Annotated in this window: 22 protein-coding genes and 3 tRNA genes; 20 read left to right on the top strand and 5 right to left on the bottom strand. The window is 50.0% G+C overall.

Features of this window, described 5'->3' with window-relative positions; translation table 11 throughout:
• Window positions 1-133: 133 nt before the first annotated feature.
• The 7 genes from WN16_RS17755 (at window position 134) to sdiA (ending at window position 5,849) form a co-directional block, all read left to right on the top strand.
• Window positions 134-853 carry an RNA polymerase sigma factor FliA gene (locus tag WN16_RS17755; RefSeq protein ID WP_003030465.1) on the top strand — a complete coding sequence of 240 codons (720 nt, stop codon included), beginning with the start codon at window positions 134-136 and terminating at the stop codon, window positions 851-853.
• Window positions 854-909: 56 nt separating this feature from the next.
• Window positions 910-1,461 (top strand): flagella biosynthesis regulatory protein FliZ, encoded by a 552-nt coding sequence (gene fliZ, locus WN16_RS17750; RefSeq protein WP_016150547.1) that lies wholly within the window; start codon window positions 910-912, stop codon window positions 1,459-1,461.
• Window positions 1,462-1,561: 100 nt separating this feature from the next.
• Window positions 1,562-2,362, top strand: a complete 801-nt coding sequence (tcyJ, locus tag WN16_RS17745; RefSeq protein ID WP_003030469.1) for a cystine ABC transporter substrate-binding protein — start codon at window positions 1,562-1,564, stop codon at window positions 2,360-2,362.
• A gap of 108 nt (window positions 2,363-2,470) precedes the next feature.
• Window positions 2,471-3,457, top strand: a complete 987-nt coding sequence (dcyD, locus tag WN16_RS17740) for a D-cysteine desulfhydrase (RefSeq protein ID WP_003030471.1) — start codon at window positions 2,471-2,473, stop codon at window positions 3,455-3,457.
• Between the two features lie 21 nt (window positions 3,458-3,478).
• Entirely contained in the window at window positions 3,479-4,147 is a 669-nt protein-coding gene (tcyL, locus tag WN16_RS17735; RefSeq protein WP_003030474.1) for a cystine ABC transporter permease, read from the top strand.
• On the top strand, window positions 4,144-4,896 hold the full coding sequence (tcyN, locus tag WN16_RS17730; protein WP_003030477.1) for an L-cystine ABC transporter ATP-binding protein TcyN: 753 nt from the start codon (window positions 4,144-4,146) through the stop codon (window positions 4,894-4,896). The genes tcyL and tcyN overlap by 4 nt, the downstream gene beginning before the upstream one ends.
• A 230-nt stretch (window positions 4,897-5,126) precedes the next feature.
• Window positions 5,127-5,849, top strand: coding sequence for a transcriptional regulator SdiA (gene sdiA, locus WN16_RS17725; RefSeq protein ID WP_044701517.1), 723 nt, complete (start codon window positions 5,127-5,129; stop codon window positions 5,847-5,849).
• Window positions 5,850-5,915: 66 nt separating this feature from the next.
• Here sdiA and WN16_RS17720 read toward each other — a convergent pair whose 3' ends face one another.
• Entirely contained in the window at window positions 5,916-6,140 is a 225-nt protein-coding gene (locus WN16_RS17720; RefSeq protein ID WP_003030482.1) for a DUF2594 family protein, read from the bottom strand.
• Between the two features lie 459 nt (window positions 6,141-6,599).
• Between WN16_RS17720 and uvrY the strand changes: the two genes are divergently transcribed.
• From uvrY to WN16_RS17690, 6 genes are all read left to right on the top strand, one after another.
• Window positions 6,600-7,256 carry a UvrY/SirA/GacA family response regulator transcription factor gene (uvrY, locus tag WN16_RS17715; protein WP_003030486.1) on the top strand — a complete coding sequence of 219 codons (657 nt, stop codon included), beginning with the start codon at window positions 6,600-6,602 and terminating at the stop codon, window positions 7,254-7,256.
• Window positions 7,253-9,085: an excinuclease ABC subunit UvrC gene (gene uvrC, locus WN16_RS17710; RefSeq protein WP_003030488.1), complete on the top strand. Its 1,833-nt coding sequence runs from the start codon at window positions 7,253-7,255 to the stop codon at window positions 9,083-9,085. Before uvrY ends, uvrC begins: the two co-directional genes overlap by 4 nt.
• A 55-nt stretch (window positions 9,086-9,140) precedes the next feature.
• Window positions 9,141-9,689 carry a CDP-diacylglycerol--glycerol-3-phosphate 3-phosphatidyltransferase gene (pgsA, locus tag WN16_RS17705; RefSeq protein WP_003030490.1) on the top strand — a complete coding sequence of 183 codons (549 nt, stop codon included), beginning with the start codon at window positions 9,141-9,143 and terminating at the stop codon, window positions 9,687-9,689.
• Window positions 9,690-9,840: 151 nt separating this feature from the next.
• Window positions 9,841-9,916, top strand: a tRNA-Gly gene (locus WN16_RS17700).
• 51 nt (window positions 9,917-9,967) lie between these two features.
• Window positions 9,968-10,041: transfer RNA gene (locus tag WN16_RS17695), tRNA-Cys, on the top strand.
• Between the two features lie 12 nt (window positions 10,042-10,053).
• Window positions 10,054-10,140, top strand: a tRNA-Leu gene (locus WN16_RS17690).
• 109 nt (window positions 10,141-10,249) lie between these two features.
• Here the strand turns inward: WN16_RS17690 and WN16_RS17685 are convergent.
• The gene (locus WN16_RS17685) at window positions 10,250-10,594 is read right to left on the bottom strand and encodes a hypothetical protein (protein WP_044701515.1); all 345 of its coding nucleotides are present in this window, start codon (window positions 10,592-10,594) and stop codon (window positions 10,250-10,252) included.
• Window positions 10,595-10,798: 204 nt separating this feature from the next.
• On the opposite strand from WN16_RS17685, the gene WN16_RS17680 reads away from it, so the two are divergent.
• The 6 genes from WN16_RS17680 (at window position 10,799) to WN16_RS17655 (ending at window position 14,810) form a co-directional block, all read left to right on the top strand.
• Window positions 10,799-11,488: a membrane protein gene (locus WN16_RS17680; RefSeq protein WP_044701512.1), complete on the top strand. Its 690-nt coding sequence runs from the start codon at window positions 10,799-10,801 to the stop codon at window positions 11,486-11,488.
• A 13-nt stretch (window positions 11,489-11,501) separates the two neighbouring features.
• Window positions 11,502-11,972, top strand: coding sequence for an SRPBCC family protein (locus WN16_RS17675; RefSeq protein WP_003844192.1), 471 nt, complete (start codon window positions 11,502-11,504; stop codon window positions 11,970-11,972).
• A 208-nt stretch (window positions 11,973-12,180) separates the two neighbouring features.
• Complete coding sequence (locus WN16_RS17670) at window positions 12,181-13,323, top strand: transglutaminase family protein (protein ID WP_044701510.1); 1,143 nt, start codon at window positions 12,181-12,183, stop codon at window positions 13,321-13,323.
• A complete protein-coding gene (locus tag WN16_RS17665) occupies window positions 13,301-13,657 on the top strand; it encodes a mercuric transporter MerT family protein (RefSeq protein ID WP_016150541.1) in 357 nt (118 codons plus the stop codon). Before WN16_RS17670 ends, WN16_RS17665 begins: the two co-directional genes overlap by 23 nt.
• Window positions 13,654-13,935: a heavy metal-associated domain-containing protein gene (locus tag WN16_RS17660; protein ID WP_003839119.1), complete on the top strand. Its 282-nt coding sequence runs from the start codon at window positions 13,654-13,656 to the stop codon at window positions 13,933-13,935. The genes WN16_RS17665 and WN16_RS17660 overlap by 4 nt, the downstream gene beginning before the upstream one ends.
• 209 nt (window positions 13,936-14,144) lie before the next feature.
• Entirely contained in the window at window positions 14,145-14,810 is a 666-nt protein-coding gene (locus tag WN16_RS17655; protein WP_044701508.1) for a YecA family protein, read from the top strand.
• Between the two features lie 26 nt (window positions 14,811-14,836).
• Here the strand turns inward: WN16_RS17655 and tyrP are convergent, their stop codons facing one another.
• Window positions 14,837-16,048: a tyrosine transporter TyrP gene (tyrP, locus tag WN16_RS17650; protein ID WP_044701505.1), complete on the bottom strand. Its 1,212-nt coding sequence runs from the start codon at window positions 16,046-16,048 to the stop codon at window positions 14,837-14,839.
• A 226-nt stretch (window positions 16,049-16,274) separates the two neighbouring features.
• Between tyrP and WN16_RS17645 the strand changes: the two genes are divergently transcribed.
• A complete protein-coding gene (locus tag WN16_RS17645) occupies window positions 16,275-16,514 on the top strand; it encodes a YecH family metal-binding protein (protein ID WP_003034586.1) in 240 nt (79 codons plus the stop codon).
• A 45-nt stretch (window positions 16,515-16,559) separates the two neighbouring features.
• Here WN16_RS17645 and ftnA read toward each other — a convergent pair whose 3' ends face one another.
• Window positions 16,560-17,057, bottom strand: coding sequence for a non-heme ferritin (gene ftnA, locus WN16_RS17640; protein WP_003034588.1), 498 nt, complete (start codon window positions 17,055-17,057; stop codon window positions 16,560-16,562).
• A gap of 194 nt (window positions 17,058-17,251) precedes the next feature.
• Window positions 17,252-17,587: a YecR family lipoprotein gene (gene yecR, locus WN16_RS17635; protein ID WP_003034590.1), complete on the bottom strand. Its 336-nt coding sequence runs from the start codon at window positions 17,585-17,587 to the stop codon at window positions 17,252-17,254.
• Between the last annotated feature and the right edge of the window lie 200 nt (window positions 17,588-17,787).

The raw sequence follows: 17,787 nt of genomic DNA, 5'->3' as shown, positions 1-17,787 counted from the left end.
GCGGGGTTTTTTACATTCGGCTTTACCCGTAACCCCTAAATAACCCCCCATTTCACCCACTATTCACCCGATTAAAACCCCTGCAGAAACGGATAATCATGCCGATAACTCATTTAACGCAGGGCTGTTTATCGTGAATTCACTGTATACCGCTGAAGGTGTAATGGATAAACACTCGCTGTGGCAGCGTTATGTACCGTTGGTGCGTCACGAAGCATTGCGCCTTCAGGTGCGTTTGCCGGCGAGCGTAGAACTGGATGACCTGCTACAAGCGGGCGGCATCGGGTTATTGAATGCCGTTGACCGATATGACGCTTTGCAAGGAACGGCATTTACCACTTACGCAGTGCAGCGTATTCGTGGAGCAATGCTGGACGAACTACGTAGCCGGGACTGGGTGCCGCGTAGCGTTCGGCGCAATGCTCGCGAAGTGGCACAGGCGATGGGACAACTGGAGCAGGAATTAGGGCGCAACGCGACGGAAACCGAAGTGGCGGCGCGTCTGGCTATTCCTGTGCAAGAGTATCGTCAGATGTTGCTCGATACCAATAACAGCCAACTCTTCTCCTACGACGAGTGGCGGGAAGAGCATGGCGATAGTATTGAGCTGGTGACGGAAGAACATCAGCAGGAAAACCCGTTACAACAGCTACTTGAGGGTAACCTCCGCCAGCGCGTAATGGACGCGATCGAGGCGTTGCCGGAGCGCGAAAAGCTGGTGTTAACACTGTACTATCAGGAAGAGCTGAATCTGAAAGAGATTGGCGCGGTACTGGAAGTCGGGGAATCACGGGTCAGCCAGTTGCACAGTCAGGCCATCAAACGTCTACGCACCAAGCTGGGTAAGCTATAGGGGTACACATTACCCCTGAACAATGCCGCATTACGAATTGACTACCAGGAGTTCTCATGACGGTGCAGCAATCAAAAAGACGGCCTTTAAGCCGCTACCTCAAAGATTTCAAACACAGCCAGACGCATTGCGCCCATTGCTTTAAGTTGCTCGACAGGATCACGCTGGTTCGTCGCGGGCAAATTGTGAATAAAATCGCCATCGCCCGCCTGGACACTTTGTTGGATGAAGCCGAGTGGGAGCAGGAGAAAAAAGAGTGGGTGGCACTGTGTCGTTTTTGCGGTGATTTGCATTGCAAAGAGCAGAGCGACTTTTTCGATATTATCGGTTTTAAACAGTTTTTATTTGAGCAGACCGAAATGAGTCACGGTACGGTACGTGAATACGTTGTCCGTCTGCGTCGCCTCGGGAATCACCTGACCGAACAAAATATCTCTCACGATCTGCTACAGGAAGGGTTCCTCGACGAAAACCTTGCCCCGTGGCTGCCGGAAACCAGCACCAACAATTACCGCATCGCCTTACGTAAGTATGAGCAGTTTAAAGCCCATACGCATATAGGGCATATGCAGAAATCCTCCTGGACAGCCAGTTCTGATATATATTAAAAACGAATAAGGTGTAACAGAGTCGTGTTTGTGGATCACAGCAAACGTTTTACACTGTAGTCATAAATGATAGTCACTAATGACAATATTCGGGGTAACTATGAAATTAGCACTTCTGGGACGTCAGGCTCTGATGGGTGTAATGGCTGTTGCACTTGTCGCCGGAATGAGCGTAAAGACTTATGCAGATGAAGGTCTGTTAAATAAAGTTAAAGAGCGCGGCACGCTGCTGGTGGGCCTGGAAGGGACCTATCCCCCGTTTAGTTTTCAGGGCGATGACGGCAAGCTGACCGGTTTCGAAGTGGAGTTTGCCGAAGAACTGGCCAAGCACCTTGGGGTGAAAGCTAACCTGAAGCCGACCAAGTGGGACGGTATGCTGGCGTCGTTAGATTCCAAACGTATCGATGTGGTGATAAACCAGGTAACCATCTCTGACGAACGGAAGAAAAAATACGATTTCTCTACCCCGTATACGGTTTCTGGTATTCAGGCGCTGGTGAAAAAAGGCAATGAAGGCGTTATTAAGACCGCTGCCGATCTGAAAGGTAAAAAAGTCGGCGTTGGTCTGGGCACCAACTATGAAGAGTGGCTGCGCCAGAATGTGCAGGGCGTGGATATTCGTACCTATGATGACGACCCGACCAAATACCAGGATCTGCGTGTAGGCCGTATCGACGCCATTCTGGTTGACCGTCTGGCGGCGCTGGATCTGGTCAAGAAAACCAAAGACACGCTGGCTGTGACCGGTGAAGCATTCTCCCGCCAGGAGTCCGGCGTGGCGCTGCGCAAAGGCAATGAAGATCTGCTGAAAGCGGTTGATGCGGCCATTGCTGAAATGCAGAAAGACGGTACGCTGAAAGCCCTGTCTGAAAAATGGTTTGGAGCGGATGTGACGAAATAATCGTCATCCGCTGAAAAAAAGGCGCCTTTAACAGCGCCTTTTTTTATTTCATTGCGCCTGAACGTGCATAATAAAAAGAACATCACAACAACGAATACCGGAGGCTGTATGCCGCTGCATAACTTAACGCGCTTTCCACGTCTGGAATTTATTGGCGCGCCAACGCCGCTTGAATATCTTCCACGCTTCTCCGACTACCTTGGGCGCGATATTTTCATCAAACGCGATGACGTCACGCCGATGGCCATGGGCGGCAATAAGCTGCGTAAGCTGGAGTTTCTGGCCGCAGACGCGCTGCGTGAAGGCGCTGATACGCTGATAACCGCGGGTGCCATCCAATCTAACCACGTTCGTCAGACTGCGGCGGTAGCGGCTAAGCTTGGCCTGCACTGCGTGGCGCTGTTGGAAAATCCGATTGGCACCACGGCGGAAAACTATCTCACCAATGGCAACCGTCTGCTGTTGGATCTGTTTAATACGCAGATCGAAATGTGTGACGCGCTAACCGATCCGAATGCGCAGTTGCAGGAGCTGGCGACGCGCATTGAAGCGCAAGGGTTCCGCCCGTATGTGATCCCTGTTGGGGGCTCTAATGCTCTGGGGGCGATGGGTTATGTGGAAAGCGCGCTGGAAATTGCCCAGCAGTGTGAAGGGGCCGTTTCGCTCTCTTCCGTGGTGGTCGCGTCGGGCAGTGCGGGAACGCATGCCGGGCTGGCGGTGGGGCTGGAGCAACTGATGCCAGACGTCGAGCTTATCGGCGTGACCGTTTCGCGCAGCGTCGCCGATCAAAAACCAAAAGTTGTCACGTTGCAGCAGGATATTGCCCGTGAACTGGAGCTGACGGCCTCAGCGGATATCCTGTTATGGGATGATTATTATGCGCCGGGCTACGGTACGCCAAACGAAGAGGGCATGGAGGCGGTAAAACTGCTGGCGCGCCTCGAAGGCATTTTGTTGGATCCGGTGTATACCGGTAAGGCGATGGCGGGTTTGATTGACGGCATCAGCCAGAAGCGCTTCAAAGATGAAGGGCCAATCCTCTTTATCCATACCGGTGGGGCGCCTGCACTGTTTGCCTACCATCCTCACGTGTAACAACCAGGTCGAAAAACGCTAATGCATGAAAGTATCCAACTGGTAATTGATTCCCTGCCGTATCTGCTCAAAGGCGCGGTTTTTACGCTGCAACTGAGTATCGGCGGGATGTTTTTTGGCCTCGTGCTGGGGTTTATCCTGGCGTTGATGCGTCTGTCGCCGCTGCTGCCTGTGCGCTGGCTGGCGCGTTTTTATATCTCTATCTTTCGCGGAACGCCGTTGATTGCTCAGCTGTTTATGATTTATTACGGTCTGCCGCAGTTTGGAATTGAGCTTGATCCCATCCCGGCGGCGATGATTGGCTTGTCGCTTAATACAGCCGCCTACGCTGCGGAAACCCTGCGTGCGGCAATCTCTTCCATCGACAAAGGACAGTGGGAGGCGGGTGCCAGTATTGGTATGACGCGCTGGCAGACCATGCGCCGGGCAATCCTGCCACAGGCTGCGCGCGTTGCGCTGCCGCCGCTGAGCAACAGCTTTATCAGTCTGGTGAAAGATACCTCTTTGGCCGCCACTATTCAGGTACCGGAACTGTTCCGTCAGGCGCAGCTGATTACCTCGCGTACGCTGGAAGTCTTTACGATGTATCTGGCGGCCTCGTTGATTTACTGGGTGATGGCGACGGTGCTTTCTGCGCTGCAAAACTATTTTGAAGAACAACTGAACCGCCAGGAGAGAGAGCCGAAATGAGTGCTATCGAAGTCAGAAACCTGGTCAAAAAATTTCATGGGCAAACGGTGCTGCACGGGATCGATCTTGACGTCAAACCTGGTGAAGTAGTAGCGATTATCGGGCCGAGCGGATCGGGCAAAACCACGCTGCTGCGTAGCATTAATTTGCTGGAGCAACCGGAGGCGGGCACCATTAAAGTGGGTGAGATTACCATTGATACCGCGCGTTCGTTGACCCAGCAGAAAGGGCTGATTCGTCAGTTACGCCAGCACGTCGGTTTTGTGTTCCAGAACTTTAATTTGTTTCCCCATCGGACAGTGCTGGAAAACATTATTGAAGGGCCGGTGATAGTCAAAGGTGAACCAAAAGCTGAAGCGACAGCTCGTGCGCGTGAATTGCTGGCGAAAGTCGGGCTGGCAGGTAAAGAAACCAGCTATCCACGGCGTTTATCGGGTGGACAGCAGCAGCGCGTAGCGATTGCCCGAGCGCTGGCGATGCGACCTGAGGTTATTCTTTTTGATGAACCGACCTCCGCGCTTGATCCTGAATTGGTTGGCGAGGTACTTAATACCATCCGCCAACTGGCGCAGGAAAAACGCACCATGGTAATTGTGACGCATGAAATGAGCTTTGCTCGCGATGTCGCCGATAGAGCGATATTTATGGATCAAGGACGGATAGTCGAGCAGGGACCAGCAAAGTCCTTATTCACGCACCCGCAGCAGCCACGTACCCGTCAGTTTCTTGAAAAGTTTTTGATGCAATAAATAGTGTATATGGCACTCGCCGGGATTGTTTCTGGCGAGTGCTCTTCGCATAACTATTTATAATTATTGCTTTATTATTAACATTTGATTCTGTTACTTACTTCCGCTGTTGAGTAATACTCAAGTAATTGTTCATTTGTCCGATAATTTGCATATATAAAATACATTTATGTGTTAGCTTGTTTCATATGTTTGGATGATTATCAATCTCAGGGGCATTACCACTTAGTATGCAGGATCTTGATTTCTTCACCTGGCGACGGAGCATGCTGTTACGCTTTCAGGAAATGGCGACGGCAGAGGATGTCTATACGGAATTACAACAACAGACGCAGCACTTAGAGTTTGATTTCTACGCGCTCTGTGTTCGTCATCCGGTACCTTTTACCCGACCTAAAACGTCACTTCATACGACCTATCCCAAAGCATGGGTGGCGCATTATCAGTCCGAAAATTATTTTGCCATTGATCCGGTGCTGAAACCTGAAAACTTCAGTCAGGGGCATTTACCCTGGAACGATACTCTGTTTTGCGATGCGCAACCTTTGTGGGACGCCGCGCGCAATCACGGTTTACGCAAAGGGATGACGCAATGCTTAATGTTGCCTAACCGGGCGTTGGGTTTTTTATCTGTATCGCGTGCAAGTATCCGTAACAGTCGCCTTGCTAGCGATGAAGTGGAGCTCAGGATGCAGCTTCTGGTACGGGAAAGTCTGTCTGTACTGACGCGGCTGGAAGATGACATGGTTATGGCGCCAGAGATGCGTTTTAGCAAGCGGGAAAAGGAAATATTGAAATGGACGGCTGAGGGGAAAACCTCTTCAGAGATAGCCATCATTCTGTCGATTTCTGAAAATACCGTGAACTTCCACCAGAAGAATATGCAAAAGAAATTCAATGCGCCAAACAAAACGCAGATAGCCTGTTATGCCGCGGCAACCGGGCTTATCTGAGTAAATTATCGTTCTGAGTGTCAGACGCAAAACCGGCTGAGAGCATTGCTATCAGCCGGTTTCTTATTACTGGCGGTAAGCTTGTTTAATTTGCTTAACCGTGTTGGAAAATACCGCAGCCTGTGATTGATCTTCAATCAGCGCGAGCTGTTTTTCCATTTTAAGAATCACGCGGCCTGCATCGGCTTGACCCATTGCCTGCAGCATCAGCGTTAACATGGCTTTCAGGCAGGTGACTTCATTGGCCAGTTCCTGGTTATTCTCAGCAGTGGAAAAGTCAGGCGTACTCATTTATTTTCCTCGTTATGTTTCAATGAAAAAGTGCGATGTCAAATCTTAAGGCGGCGGAGTATACCATAAGCGAGGCTAAAAATATCTGTGGTTGTTTTTTGCGCGGACCAATGTTGTGGACATTAAAATAAACAACATGTTGCAGTGCATATATTTTCTCCACATGTTGTTTATTTCGAGTATTTTCCTCGTTAATTATTGTTACAACTTTGACTGCCTGGTTTGCATTCAGCGAAGGAATATGATCTTTTTGTCACCATTATGAAACAGCTATGCAGATATAACCTTGGCAGAAGGCTGTCAGGACTGAAAGTTTCCACTCGTCGTACAATCTAATTTCCAAAAACGAGAGCAAAATCGAAAGTCGGGCGTTTTTTACATTTCAAAGTTGAGATAAAACCCGTTAACATAGGACCGATTAACTATCGGTAGCGTTATCCCTATTCTGGAGATATTCCTTTGATCAACGTTTTTCTTGTTGATGACCACGAACTGGTGCGCGCAGGGATACGACGCATTCTGGAAGATATAAAAGGCATAAAAGTTGTCGGCGAAGCGTGCTGCGGTGAAGATGCGGTAAAATGGTGCCGCTCAAATTCCGTTGACGTTGTGCTGATGGATATGAATATGCCCGGTATTGGCGGTCTGGAAGCAACCCGCAAAATTGCGCGTTCCACGGCAGACATTAAAGTGATCATGTTGACGGTACACACCGAAAACCCATTACCTGCAAAAGTTATGCAGGCGGGGGCCGCAGGGTATCTCAGCAAAGGCGCTGCCCCCCAGGAAGTAGTGAGTGCGATTCGTTCGGTTTTTTCCGGGCAACGGTATATTGCCTCCGATATCGCTCAGCAAATGGCGCTCAGCCAGATTGAGCCTGAGAAAACGGAAACCCCGTTTGCCAGTTTGTCTGAACGCGAGTTGCAGATTATGCTGATGATCACCAAAGGGCAGAAGGTTAATGAGATCTCAGAGCAACTGAATCTTAGTCCTAAAACGGTGAACAGCTATCGCTATCGAATGTTCAGTAAATTAAACATTCATGGCGATGTAGAGCTGACTCACCTGGCAATTCGCCATGGCCTGTGTAATGCGGAGACATTAGCAAGCCAGTGACAGATCAGTTTGATGCCAAAGCGTTCCTGAAAACCGTGACCAGCCAGCCCGGCGTCTATCGTATGTATGATACCGCAGGAACGGTTATCTATGTCGGGAAAGCGAAAGACCTGAAAAAAAGGCTTTCCAGCTACTTCCGTAGTAATCTTGCGTCACGCAAGACCGAAGCGCTGGTCGCGCAAATCCAGCAGATTGATGTCACGGTAACGCATACTGAAACCGAAGCGTTATTGCTTGAGCACAACTACATCAAGCTATATCAGCCGCGTTATAACGTATTGCTGCGTGATGATAAATCCTACCCCTTTATATTCCTTAGCGGCGATACCCATCCGCGTCTGGCGATGCATCGTGGGGCAAAGCATGCCAAAGGCGAGTACTTTGGACCGTTCCCTAACGGTTATGCGGTGCGTGAAACGTTGGCGCTGTTGCAGAAAATATTCCCTATCCGCCAGTGCGAAAACAGCGTTTATCGCAACCGTTCTCGACCTTGTCTGCAATATCAGATTGGCCGCTGTCTCGGCCCGTGTGTCGCGGGTCTGGTGAGCGAGGAAGAGTATGCTCAGCAGGTCGAGTATGTTCGTCTGTTCCTGTCCGGAAAAGACGATCAGGTATTAACACAGCTGATCACCCGCATGGAAAAGGCCAGCCAAAATCTCGAATTTGAAGAGGCTGCGCGAATTCGTGACCAAATCCAGGCCGTACGCCGCGTGACCGAAAAACAGTTTGTCTCTAACACCGGAGACGATCTGGACGTCATTGGCGTGGCGTTTGACGCCGGCATGGCCTGTGTGCACGTTCTGTTTATTCGCCAGGGTAAAGTGCTGGGTAGCCGCAGCTATTTCCCTAAAGTACCCGGTGGTACGGAACTCGGCGAGGTCGTCGAAACCTTTGTCGGGCAGTTTTATCTGCAGGGGAGCCAGATGCGTACCTTACCCGGGGAGATCCTGCTCGATTTCAATCTTAGCGATAAAACCCTGTTGGCAGACTCTCTGTCTGAACTGGCCGGACGGAAGATTAACGTGCAGACGAAACCGCGAGGGGATCGCGCGCGTTATCTGAAGCTGGCGCGGACCAACGCGGCAGTGGCGCTCACTACGAAACTTTCCCAGCAGTCGACGATTACGCAACGTCTGACGGCGCTGGCCTCCGTATTGAAGTTACCTGCGGTGAAGCGTATGGAGTGCTTCGACATTAGCCATACGATGGGGGAGCAGACAGTAGCCTCCTGTGTGGTTTTTGATGCCAATGGCCCGCTGCGTGCAGAATATCGGCGTTACAATATTACCGGCATTACGCCGGGTGATGATTATGCAGCGATGAATCAGGTCTTACGTCGGCGTTATGGTAAGGCGATTGAAGAAAGTAAGATTCCGGACGTCATATTGATCGATGGCGGTAAAGGTCAGTTAGGGCAGGCGAAAGCCGTTTTTGCTGAACTGGACGTTCCCTGGGACAAACAGCACCCACTTTTGCTGGGGGTGGCAAAAGGGGCCGATCGTAAAGCTGGTCTGGAAACACTGTTCTTTGAGCCGGAAGGTGAGGGCTTTAGTCTGCCGCCGGATTCTCCTGCATTGCACGTTATCCAGCATATCCGCGATGAATCTCACGATCATGCGATTAGCGGGCATCGTAAAAAGCGGGCGAAAGTGAAAAGTACCAGCACGCTTGAGACCATCGAAGGTGTCGGACCAAAGCGTCGCCAGATGTTGTTGAAATATATGGGAGGTTTGCAAGGTCTTCGTAATGCAAGTATCGAAGAAATTGCAAAAGTGCCGGGTATTTCGCAAGCTCTGGCAGAAAAGATCTTCTACTCGTTGAAACATTAGGCCCTCTGTAGCAACATAGAGGTAATTTCACTGACAACAGATAGTTATCCGTCATATGCAATTTAATATCCCTACGTTGCTCACGCTGTTTCGCGTCATCCTGATCCCATTCTTTGTATTGGCTTTTTACCTGCCATTCACCTGGGCTCCCTTTGTTTGTGCGCTGATCTTCTGTATCGCAGCGGTCACAGACTGGTTTGACGGTTTTCTGGCTCGCCGCTGGAACCAAAGCACGCGTTTTGGCGCCTTCCTCGATCCGGTCGCTGATAAAGTGCTGGTAGCTATTGCGATGGTACTGGTGACAGAGCATTACCACAGCTGGTGGGTGACGCTCCCTGCCGCAACAATGATTGCGCGTGAAATCATCATCTCTGCACTACGTGAATGGATGGCCGAACTGGGTAAACGCAGCAGCGTAGCCGTATCCTGGATTGGTAAAGTGAAAACCACTTCGCAAATGGCTGCACTGGCCTGGCTGCTGTGGCGTCCAAATATCTGGGTTGAGTATGCTGGGATCGCACTTTTCTTCGTCGCCGCGATACTGACTTTGTGGTCAATGTTCCAGTATTTGAGCGCTGCACGTGGAGATTTGCTTGATCAGTGATCGTTTCGACGCAAATTTCAGCAAACGATCGTTAGTGGTGAAAAATATCGTTGACTCATTGCGTCAGGTAAGTAGAATGCAACGCATCGAACGGCAGCACTGATTGCCAGACGATAACAAAATCAAGTGATTAACAAAGTTACTTGGTGATGCGGGAATAGCTCAGTTGGTAGAGCACGACCTTGCCAAGGTCGGGGTCGCGAGTTCGAGTCTCGTTTCCCGCTCCAAATTAGAGACATCGGCAATAGCGGATGTCGGCTGAAAAGCCAGAAGATTTCGGCGCGTTAGCAAAGCGGTTATGTAGCGGATTGCAAATCCGTCTAGTCCGGTTCGACTCCGGAACGCGCCTCCAATTTCTTCCCGAGCCCGGATGGTGGAATCGGTAGACACAAGGGATTTAAAATCCCTCGGCGTTCGCGCTGTGTGGGTTCAAGTCCCACTCCGGGTACCATGGGAAAGAACAGAATAATCAAAGCAATAAGCAGTGTCGTGAAACCACCTACGGGTGGTTTTTTTGTGCCTGTTTTTTACAAGCATAGAACTCACTATTGCACATCAATCTATCGCCGAATCGGCGCGTTAAACATAAAGCCCCCTCGGGCAGGGTTGTTGATAAAACCATCGCGGGCGGGATTATAGTTGTGGTCCTGGAAACCATTCATCAGGATGGGATCGCCAAAGTCATCCTGTATCGCCAGATGTCTGTGGATTCGGTTTCGTGCCCTGAACGTGAAAACGAAGTCATCCGTCCCGCCAATGATGATCACGCCATTACCGGCTTGAAGTGCCGCGCTTAACTCTTGCTCTCTGACGGCCTGGTTTTGTAACGTGCTGGATGTGGCAGAAGATGACGACAGCAGCAGTAATATGAGAACGGTGCATGAAAATACCGATGGCAGTTTCATGATTAATACCTATTAAAAGTATGGCTATTAAAGTATAGCTTTATGTTGTCATCTCAACTGAAAAGAAAACCAATAATTTAAACCTGCTGTCCATACTGAGTCTGAGGGGCCGGAAGAGTAGTGCCGCGCAGTTAAGAACTATAATAAAAACAGTCGGCAGGTGATAACTCCTGTTTGCCAATCGCGCTGGTTCAGGGGGCAGCTATGAACATTTCATCTTCTCCGATAGTCATGTTCGCAGCATTGCTCACCTTTAGTTGTGCAGCATATTCGGTGGAAAAAGGGAATATCTTTTCGCAGAATGCCAGGTCTATGGATCCCATCGCATTTTCTCAACAGTCATTTAATAACCTGACATCTTATCAGGTCATGATGCGCTCTTCGTCGCCATCCGATGAAAGCAAAATTATTCGCTATAGCTTTCAAAAGCCTGGGTATGTGCGGATGGATTTTACCCAACCGCATTCAGGAGCGGTGCTTATCTTTAATCCTGTCAGCGGTAAAGTGACGTTATGGCCATTTGGTGTGGGTTCTTTGCCCATTTTGCACCTGTCGCCTACTAATTCATTGATCCAGGATGAGCGTGGTCATCGGGTGGATCGCTCTGATATCGGCGTGTTGTTGGGCAATATTCGTCATCTGCAACGCGAAGGGACAATGACCACTGTTGGTAAGGAAAACCTTGCAGGACGGGCGACGACGCACGTATCTGTGGTTGGGCCTGGAACAATGGTGGTTGATGGTGTTCACCGCTATGACGTCTGGCTGGATAATTATCACGGACTTCCTGCCAAAGTGATCAGCTATGCGCCAGATGGGCAGCGATTAGAAACCGTGCTTCTGGATGCTATGGTCATTAACATCCGTTTTCCCGCCAATTTCTTCTCACCCTGAAGGAGGCTGTATTATGGCTGACTATCAGTTTTCCACCGTCTGGCGGGTTGAGGCTTCTATTCAAGAGGTATGGGATGTTTTTTCTCATCCCGATCAGTGGCCTGAATGGTGGGAAAGTCTGGAACGCATTGTTGAGATTAAAAAAGGTGATGTACAGGGCATTGGAGCGCTGCATCGTTATACCTGGAAAGGAGCGCTTCCCTATCGCTTAACCTTTGACATCAACGTGTTAAATATTCTGCCTTGCTCGCTGCTTGAGGGACAAGCCAGTGGGGCGGTAGAAGGGCGAGGTGTGTGGTATTTTTCTGCCAGTGGCGCTGAGACCATCGTCAGATATGACTGGAATGTTCGCACCACGATTCGTTGGATGAATTACCTGGCCCCGCTGGCGGCACCCGTTTTTCGCTGGAATCACGATACGGTCATGCGCGAAGGGGCCAGAGGGTTAGCCCGTAAGCTGGCAACGAATGTCTATATTTTCTGAACTCGCCCTCACGGCTGTACTTTTTGCCTGCCTATGGCTTACTATCTGTCGCGCAGTTTCTTATTTCATTCACAGTTAACAGGTCTGTTATTGATGAATAACCTCCATCGGCTTACCTTTTTATGTCAGCGTCTGTCTGCTGTGATGATCGCATGCGGTTTTTACCTGCTTAGCCGTAGCTCAACTCTTACAACATGGACAGACAGCAATGCAACGTCGACAATTTCTCAAAAATAGCGTTCTCCTTTCGGCCGCCGGTTTAGTCGGTCCTGCGGTCATTAGTCAGACGGTTCACGCCGCTGAGCCATCCGTTGCACCAGTCGCGCGTCGGCGCTTTGTGTTATCCCAGACCTATAAACTTAACCCTCCTAAGGGCTCGCACGGTGTAGTAAAACTGTGGATCCCGCTTCCTGTAGATACCGCGTTTCAACAAATGACGGCGCTTGCCTTTAGCGGAAACTATAAGCAAGCGTATGTCACCACTAATAATACTTATGGCGCGAAAACGCTGTTTGCCACCTGGCCTGACTCGCAGGGCGAACTGTTGATTAACGTTGATATCGACATTGAAACCGCCGACTGGGAACCGCTGAAGCAGGACGCGTTGAAAACCTGGCAAGCGCCGGAGCAGATTATTTACCCGCTGGATGTAAAACCGTACCTTTTGCCGACGGCACATACCCCAGTTGATGGGCTGGTTCTGGAAACCGCACGTAAAATCACCGGTAATGAGCAGGATCCGCTGAAAAAAGCACGCCTGATTTACGAGTGGGTGAGTAGCCATATGGAGCGCGATAACGACGTTATCGGCTGCGGCACGGGGGATGTAGCGGAGATCTTAAAAAGCGGTAAGCTCAAAGGAAAATGCACCGACATGAGCTCCGTTTTTGTGGCTCTGGCGCGGGCCAGCGGCATTCCCGCGCGCGAACTGTTTGGTATCCGTCTGGGTAAAGCCAATAAGCTCGAACGTTACTCGAAAAGTGCTTTTGGCAAAGCAGACAGCGCAGGCGTTGCTGATGTGAGCGGTGGGCAACATTGTCGTGCCGAGTTCTATCTGGCCGGTTACGGTTGGTTACCTTGCGATCCTGCTGATGTGACCAAAATGCGTCTGGCAGAGAAAAAATCGCATCAGGACGCCGATGTCCAGGCGGTAAACACTTACCTGTTTGGCAACTGGGAAATGAACTGGGTTGGATTCAACTACGGGCGTGATTTCGAGCTGTATCCGGCAACGGAGCAGGGCGCGGTGAACAACTTTGGTTATCCTTATGCTGAAGTTGATGGCGACCCGATCAATTTCTACGATCCTAAAGCGTTCTCCTACAGCTATGTCGCCACAGAACAACGCTAAAGGGGCGGGACTCACCCTGTTGACGGCTGCGGTAGCTGCCGTCACCGCGGGCTTATGCTGCGTTGGACCGCTGCTCTACCTGCTGTTTGGTATTTCGGCGGCGAGCTTTGCTGTTTTCACCCAGTTTGAGTTTTTGCGAATTCCCTTGATGCTGGTGTCATTGGGCTTATTACTGCATGTTTTCTGGCGGCTCTATTTCTCCAGGCGGCTGTGGTGCTCCGGGTGGCTAACTCTGAAGCAAGCGCGCGTTCTCTACTGGTGCGCACTGGCATTGATTTTGCCAGTGTTATTTTACCCAACGCTTGTTGCCTGGTTTTATGAGGTATTTGAATGAAAATCTTCACATTAGTTGCATGCTTGTTGCTGCCGCTGTGGGCTCAGGCGACCAATCAAAAAGTGGTGCTGGATATACAAAATATGACCTGCTCGCTATGCGTTATTTCGGTCAATCAGGCGCTACGTGAAACCGACGGCGTGATTAAAGCAAAGTCCTCCCTAAAAACCCGACAAGCAGAAGCGATTGTGCCAGAAGGTTTCCCAACCGATACTTTACTTAACGCGGTAGCGAAAACGGGCTATACCGCAACGCTCAACCGCATTGAACAACAGTAAATCACCTGCGGGTGGTTTTATTGTGTTTTCCCGGTATGATGCCCGGCGGCTTCGTGTTCTCTTTTGTGCGTTAACTTCCGGAATTCCCCTCGTTTCCTGTTAACCTGAACAGGCGGCAGCTGTATGCCGCATATGCCCATTTGTATCTGTTATCCCTCCAGCCATGTAGGATGATCACAGGCAAGATTTTTTGACTAAGGAAAAGCGTTATGAAAACGGGACCATTAAACGAGAGCGAACTGGAATGGCTGGATGATGTACTGACTAAGTACAATACAGACAAGGCTATTCTGGATGTGTCAGAACTGGATGGTTTGCTGACGGCGGTGCTGAGTTCACCGTATGAAATTGAACCAGAGCAGTGGCTGGTCGCGATTTGGGGGGGCGCGCAGTATGTCCCTCGCTGGTCCTCCGAAAAAGAAATGACGCGTTTCATGAACCTGGCGTTTCAACATATGGCGGATACGGCCGATCGTCTGGATGAATATCCTGAGCAGTTTGAGCCGTTGTTTGGTTTGCGTGAAATTGACGATCATGAACTGACCATCGTTGAAGAGTGGTGCTTTGGTTATATGCGCGGCGTTGCACTGTCAGACTGGTCTGCGTTACCGGACACGTTAAAACCAGCACTTGAGGCTATTGCGCTGCACGGTACGGAAGAGAACTTTGCGGTGGTTGAGAAATTGACACCTGAGGCGTTTGAAGAGAGCGTCGATGCCATCCGCCTGGCTGCGCTGGACCTGCATGCTTACTGGATGGCGCATCCTCAGGAAACGCCGGTCAAAGTACCGGTGAAAGTGGATGCCAAAGTAGGGCGCAATGACCCTTGCCCCTGTGGCAGCGGCAAGAAATATAAGCAGTGCTGTTTGCATTAACAGAAAGGGGCGAAAGCCCCTTTGTTTTAACCCACTTCTGGTAGTAATCCTGCTGCAATAGAAAACTGTACTGCGATCACCACAATGCCGCACAAAAATACCAGTGCCAGCGCCGGAGCACCGCCGGCTACGCGGTAGTTGGCCTGCGGATTATGTTTTCTGCTCTGCCAGGCCAGCATCGAGGGAATGAGCAGCGCCAGCACCGCCAGGGCAACGCCCGCATACCCTAATGCCATGACAAAACCACGCGGATAGAACAGCGCGAATGCCAGCGGCGGCAGGAAGGTCACCACGCCGGTTTGCATTCTTCCCGCTACGGTATTGCGGCGCTGGAAGAGGTCGGCCAGGTAGTCAAATAATCCCAATGCAACGCCGAGGAAAGAGGTTGCCAGCGCGAGGTCGGCAAACAGATGTACCGCCAGTTCGACGTGCGGCGAAGCCACGACTTCACGCAATGCCTGCAATAAGCCGTTTAAGCCTGCGTGGTTGGCTAAAAGCCCCATGAACGTTGTCGAGTTAATGCTGCCAAGCGTCGCCAGTTGCCAGAAGATATAGGCGACCAGTGGAATAGCGCTACCCGTAATAAACACCCAACGCAGTTTACGGATGTTACCGTTCATATAGCTGACGATACTGGGAACACTGCCGTGAAAACCGAACGAGGTGAAGATGACCGGGATTGCGGAGAGCGCCAGCCCCTGTTGCAGCGGCAGCGTAAGCAGGTTCACTTTATGGATATGCGGCATTAACAGAGCCAGCATCGCCACCAGGAAGATTATCTTGGCACTGAATAGCAGACGGTTGAACAGATCAACCAGTGAGGTCCCAACACAAACCACGCCACCGGCAACAAAGGTGAACAGCATTACGCCTGTTGTCGGGGATATATTTGTTCCGGTCCAGTCGCTGATGCTGGAGGCCAGCAGTTCACCTGCACCACTTATGTACGCCGCCGTCAGGGCATACATTAAAAACATCATGCTAAAGCCCGTTACCCATTGTCCGTAACGACCAAGATACCGTTTTGCCAGCGTACCCAGCCCGGTGTCTGCCGGGACATGTTGATATACTTCAAGCAGCAACAGCGCGGTGTAGCACATCAACGCCCAAAGACTGACTAACAATACCAACGTGACGCTAAACCCCACGCCTGCCGCAGCCAACGGCATTGCCAACATACCGGCACCAATCGTGGTTCCCGCCACGATAAAAATACTACCCAGGGTTCTGTTTTTCACGCTTTCCTCTGTCCCAGAGATAATCAACGGTTATATCTGCGGCGCAGGTTAAGGCAAAACGCTATGTTCGTCAAATCGCCGTTACAATGGTTGTACATTAATGTTTACGATGTTTTTGACTATTAAGATGTATAACAAATGACATTTATCTGCGGATAAACCTGCGTTAGCGCAAAGCAGCGCCGTGCGGTTCACATTAGGCTACGGTCTTTATTGAGGAGGTAGTATGGAATCTATTCACGGTCACGAAGTGCTCAACATGATGATTGAATCTGGCGAGCAGTATTCAAATGCCAGCCTTGAAGCGGCGATTACGGCACGTTTCGGCGAGCAGGCACGTTTCCACACTTGTTCTGCGGCAGATATGACGGCAGGCGAGCTGGTGGCGTTTTTAGCGGCGAAGGGAAAGTTTATTGCAAAAGAAGACGGCTTCTCTACGCACGAAAGCAAGATCTGCCGTCACTGATTTTAATGGGTAATGATGGCGGGTTGCCTTCATTACCCCAGAATATTAATTCTGCGTATCAAGCGTAGCCAGTTCTTTATCGATGAAATAAAGACCTTCGCCGCTTTTCCCTGCCAGCGACAGCTTATCAATAACAGATTTAAATAATTTCTCTTCTTCATGCTGCTCGGCAACATACCATTGCAGGAAATTAAAGGTTGGATAATCCTGGTGGGTCATTGCCGCGTGTGCCAGCTCATTAATTTTCTGGGTGATCAGCTGCTCGTGTTCGTAAGTGACACGGAACAGTTCATCCAGAGACGCATATTCAGCAAAAGGGGAAGAAACGGTATTAATACGCGGCAAGCTGCCGGTATCGGTCAGGTAATCGAACAGACGCTGCATGTGCGTCATCTCTTCCTGAGCGTGACGGCGCAAAAACGCGGCGGCACCTTCGAAGCTGTGATAGCTGCACCACGCGCTCATCTGTTGGTAGAGCAGAGATGAATATAATTCAAGATTCATTTGCTCATTCAGTTGGTCGATCATTTCTGTTTTCAGCATGGTTCTGCTCCACAAACATTATTATATATTGACGTGGCGTCACTATAATTTGTTATTTAATTATTTGCAAAAGGTAAAATAATAAATTTATTTATTAAAAATGCGAATGGGAATAAAACGCATTAACGATATTAAGCAGGGGATATAAATAATAAAGTGGTAAAAGACCAGCAAAAATGTGCTGGTCGGAAATATTAATAATTGAATGAGGGGGATTGCGATACCGCGACACCATGACACTGCCAGGCGAGTGTAATTTTGGTATTTAAGCACAGAGAGCCTGCATATACGCTGCAGGTTGACACCGGCTGACCAAACGCTTCAGCGCTGGCATAGCCCAGGCGCTGACACTCTTTGGTGGCTGTCCCTTGGGTAACGTAGTCATCGGTACGTGCTGTTTGTAACATGGCCTGATTATAAGTCAGGCGAACCACACCAGTGATGGCGCTGGCTTCGCTGACCTGCGCCTGTTTTGTAATTGTGCATCCTGTCAGCACGAGCGGCAAAAGCGCTAGGATAAAGGTCTTCATGAGATCGCTCTGAAAGTTCGAAGATACACTATCATGGCATACAGAGGCCCTCATCAATGGCTTGAATAGCCCGAAGATCACCTGTGATTAATCACAACGAGGTCATTCGTTTGAGGCAATTCTGAACTGTTCAGACAAGAATGTGAGCGCAACTTTGTTTTTTAAAACTAAATTTCATTAAATTTGAAAGTGTGATTACA

This window comes from Citrobacter sp. ABFQG, assembly GCF_004322975.1.
In the GTDB taxonomy this organism is placed as follows: domain Bacteria; phylum Pseudomonadota; class Gammaproteobacteria; order Enterobacterales; family Enterobacteriaceae; genus Citrobacter; species Citrobacter freundii.
Note: the sequence above shows the minus strand (reverse complement) of the source record. Positions and strands in the feature narration are given on the sequence as shown.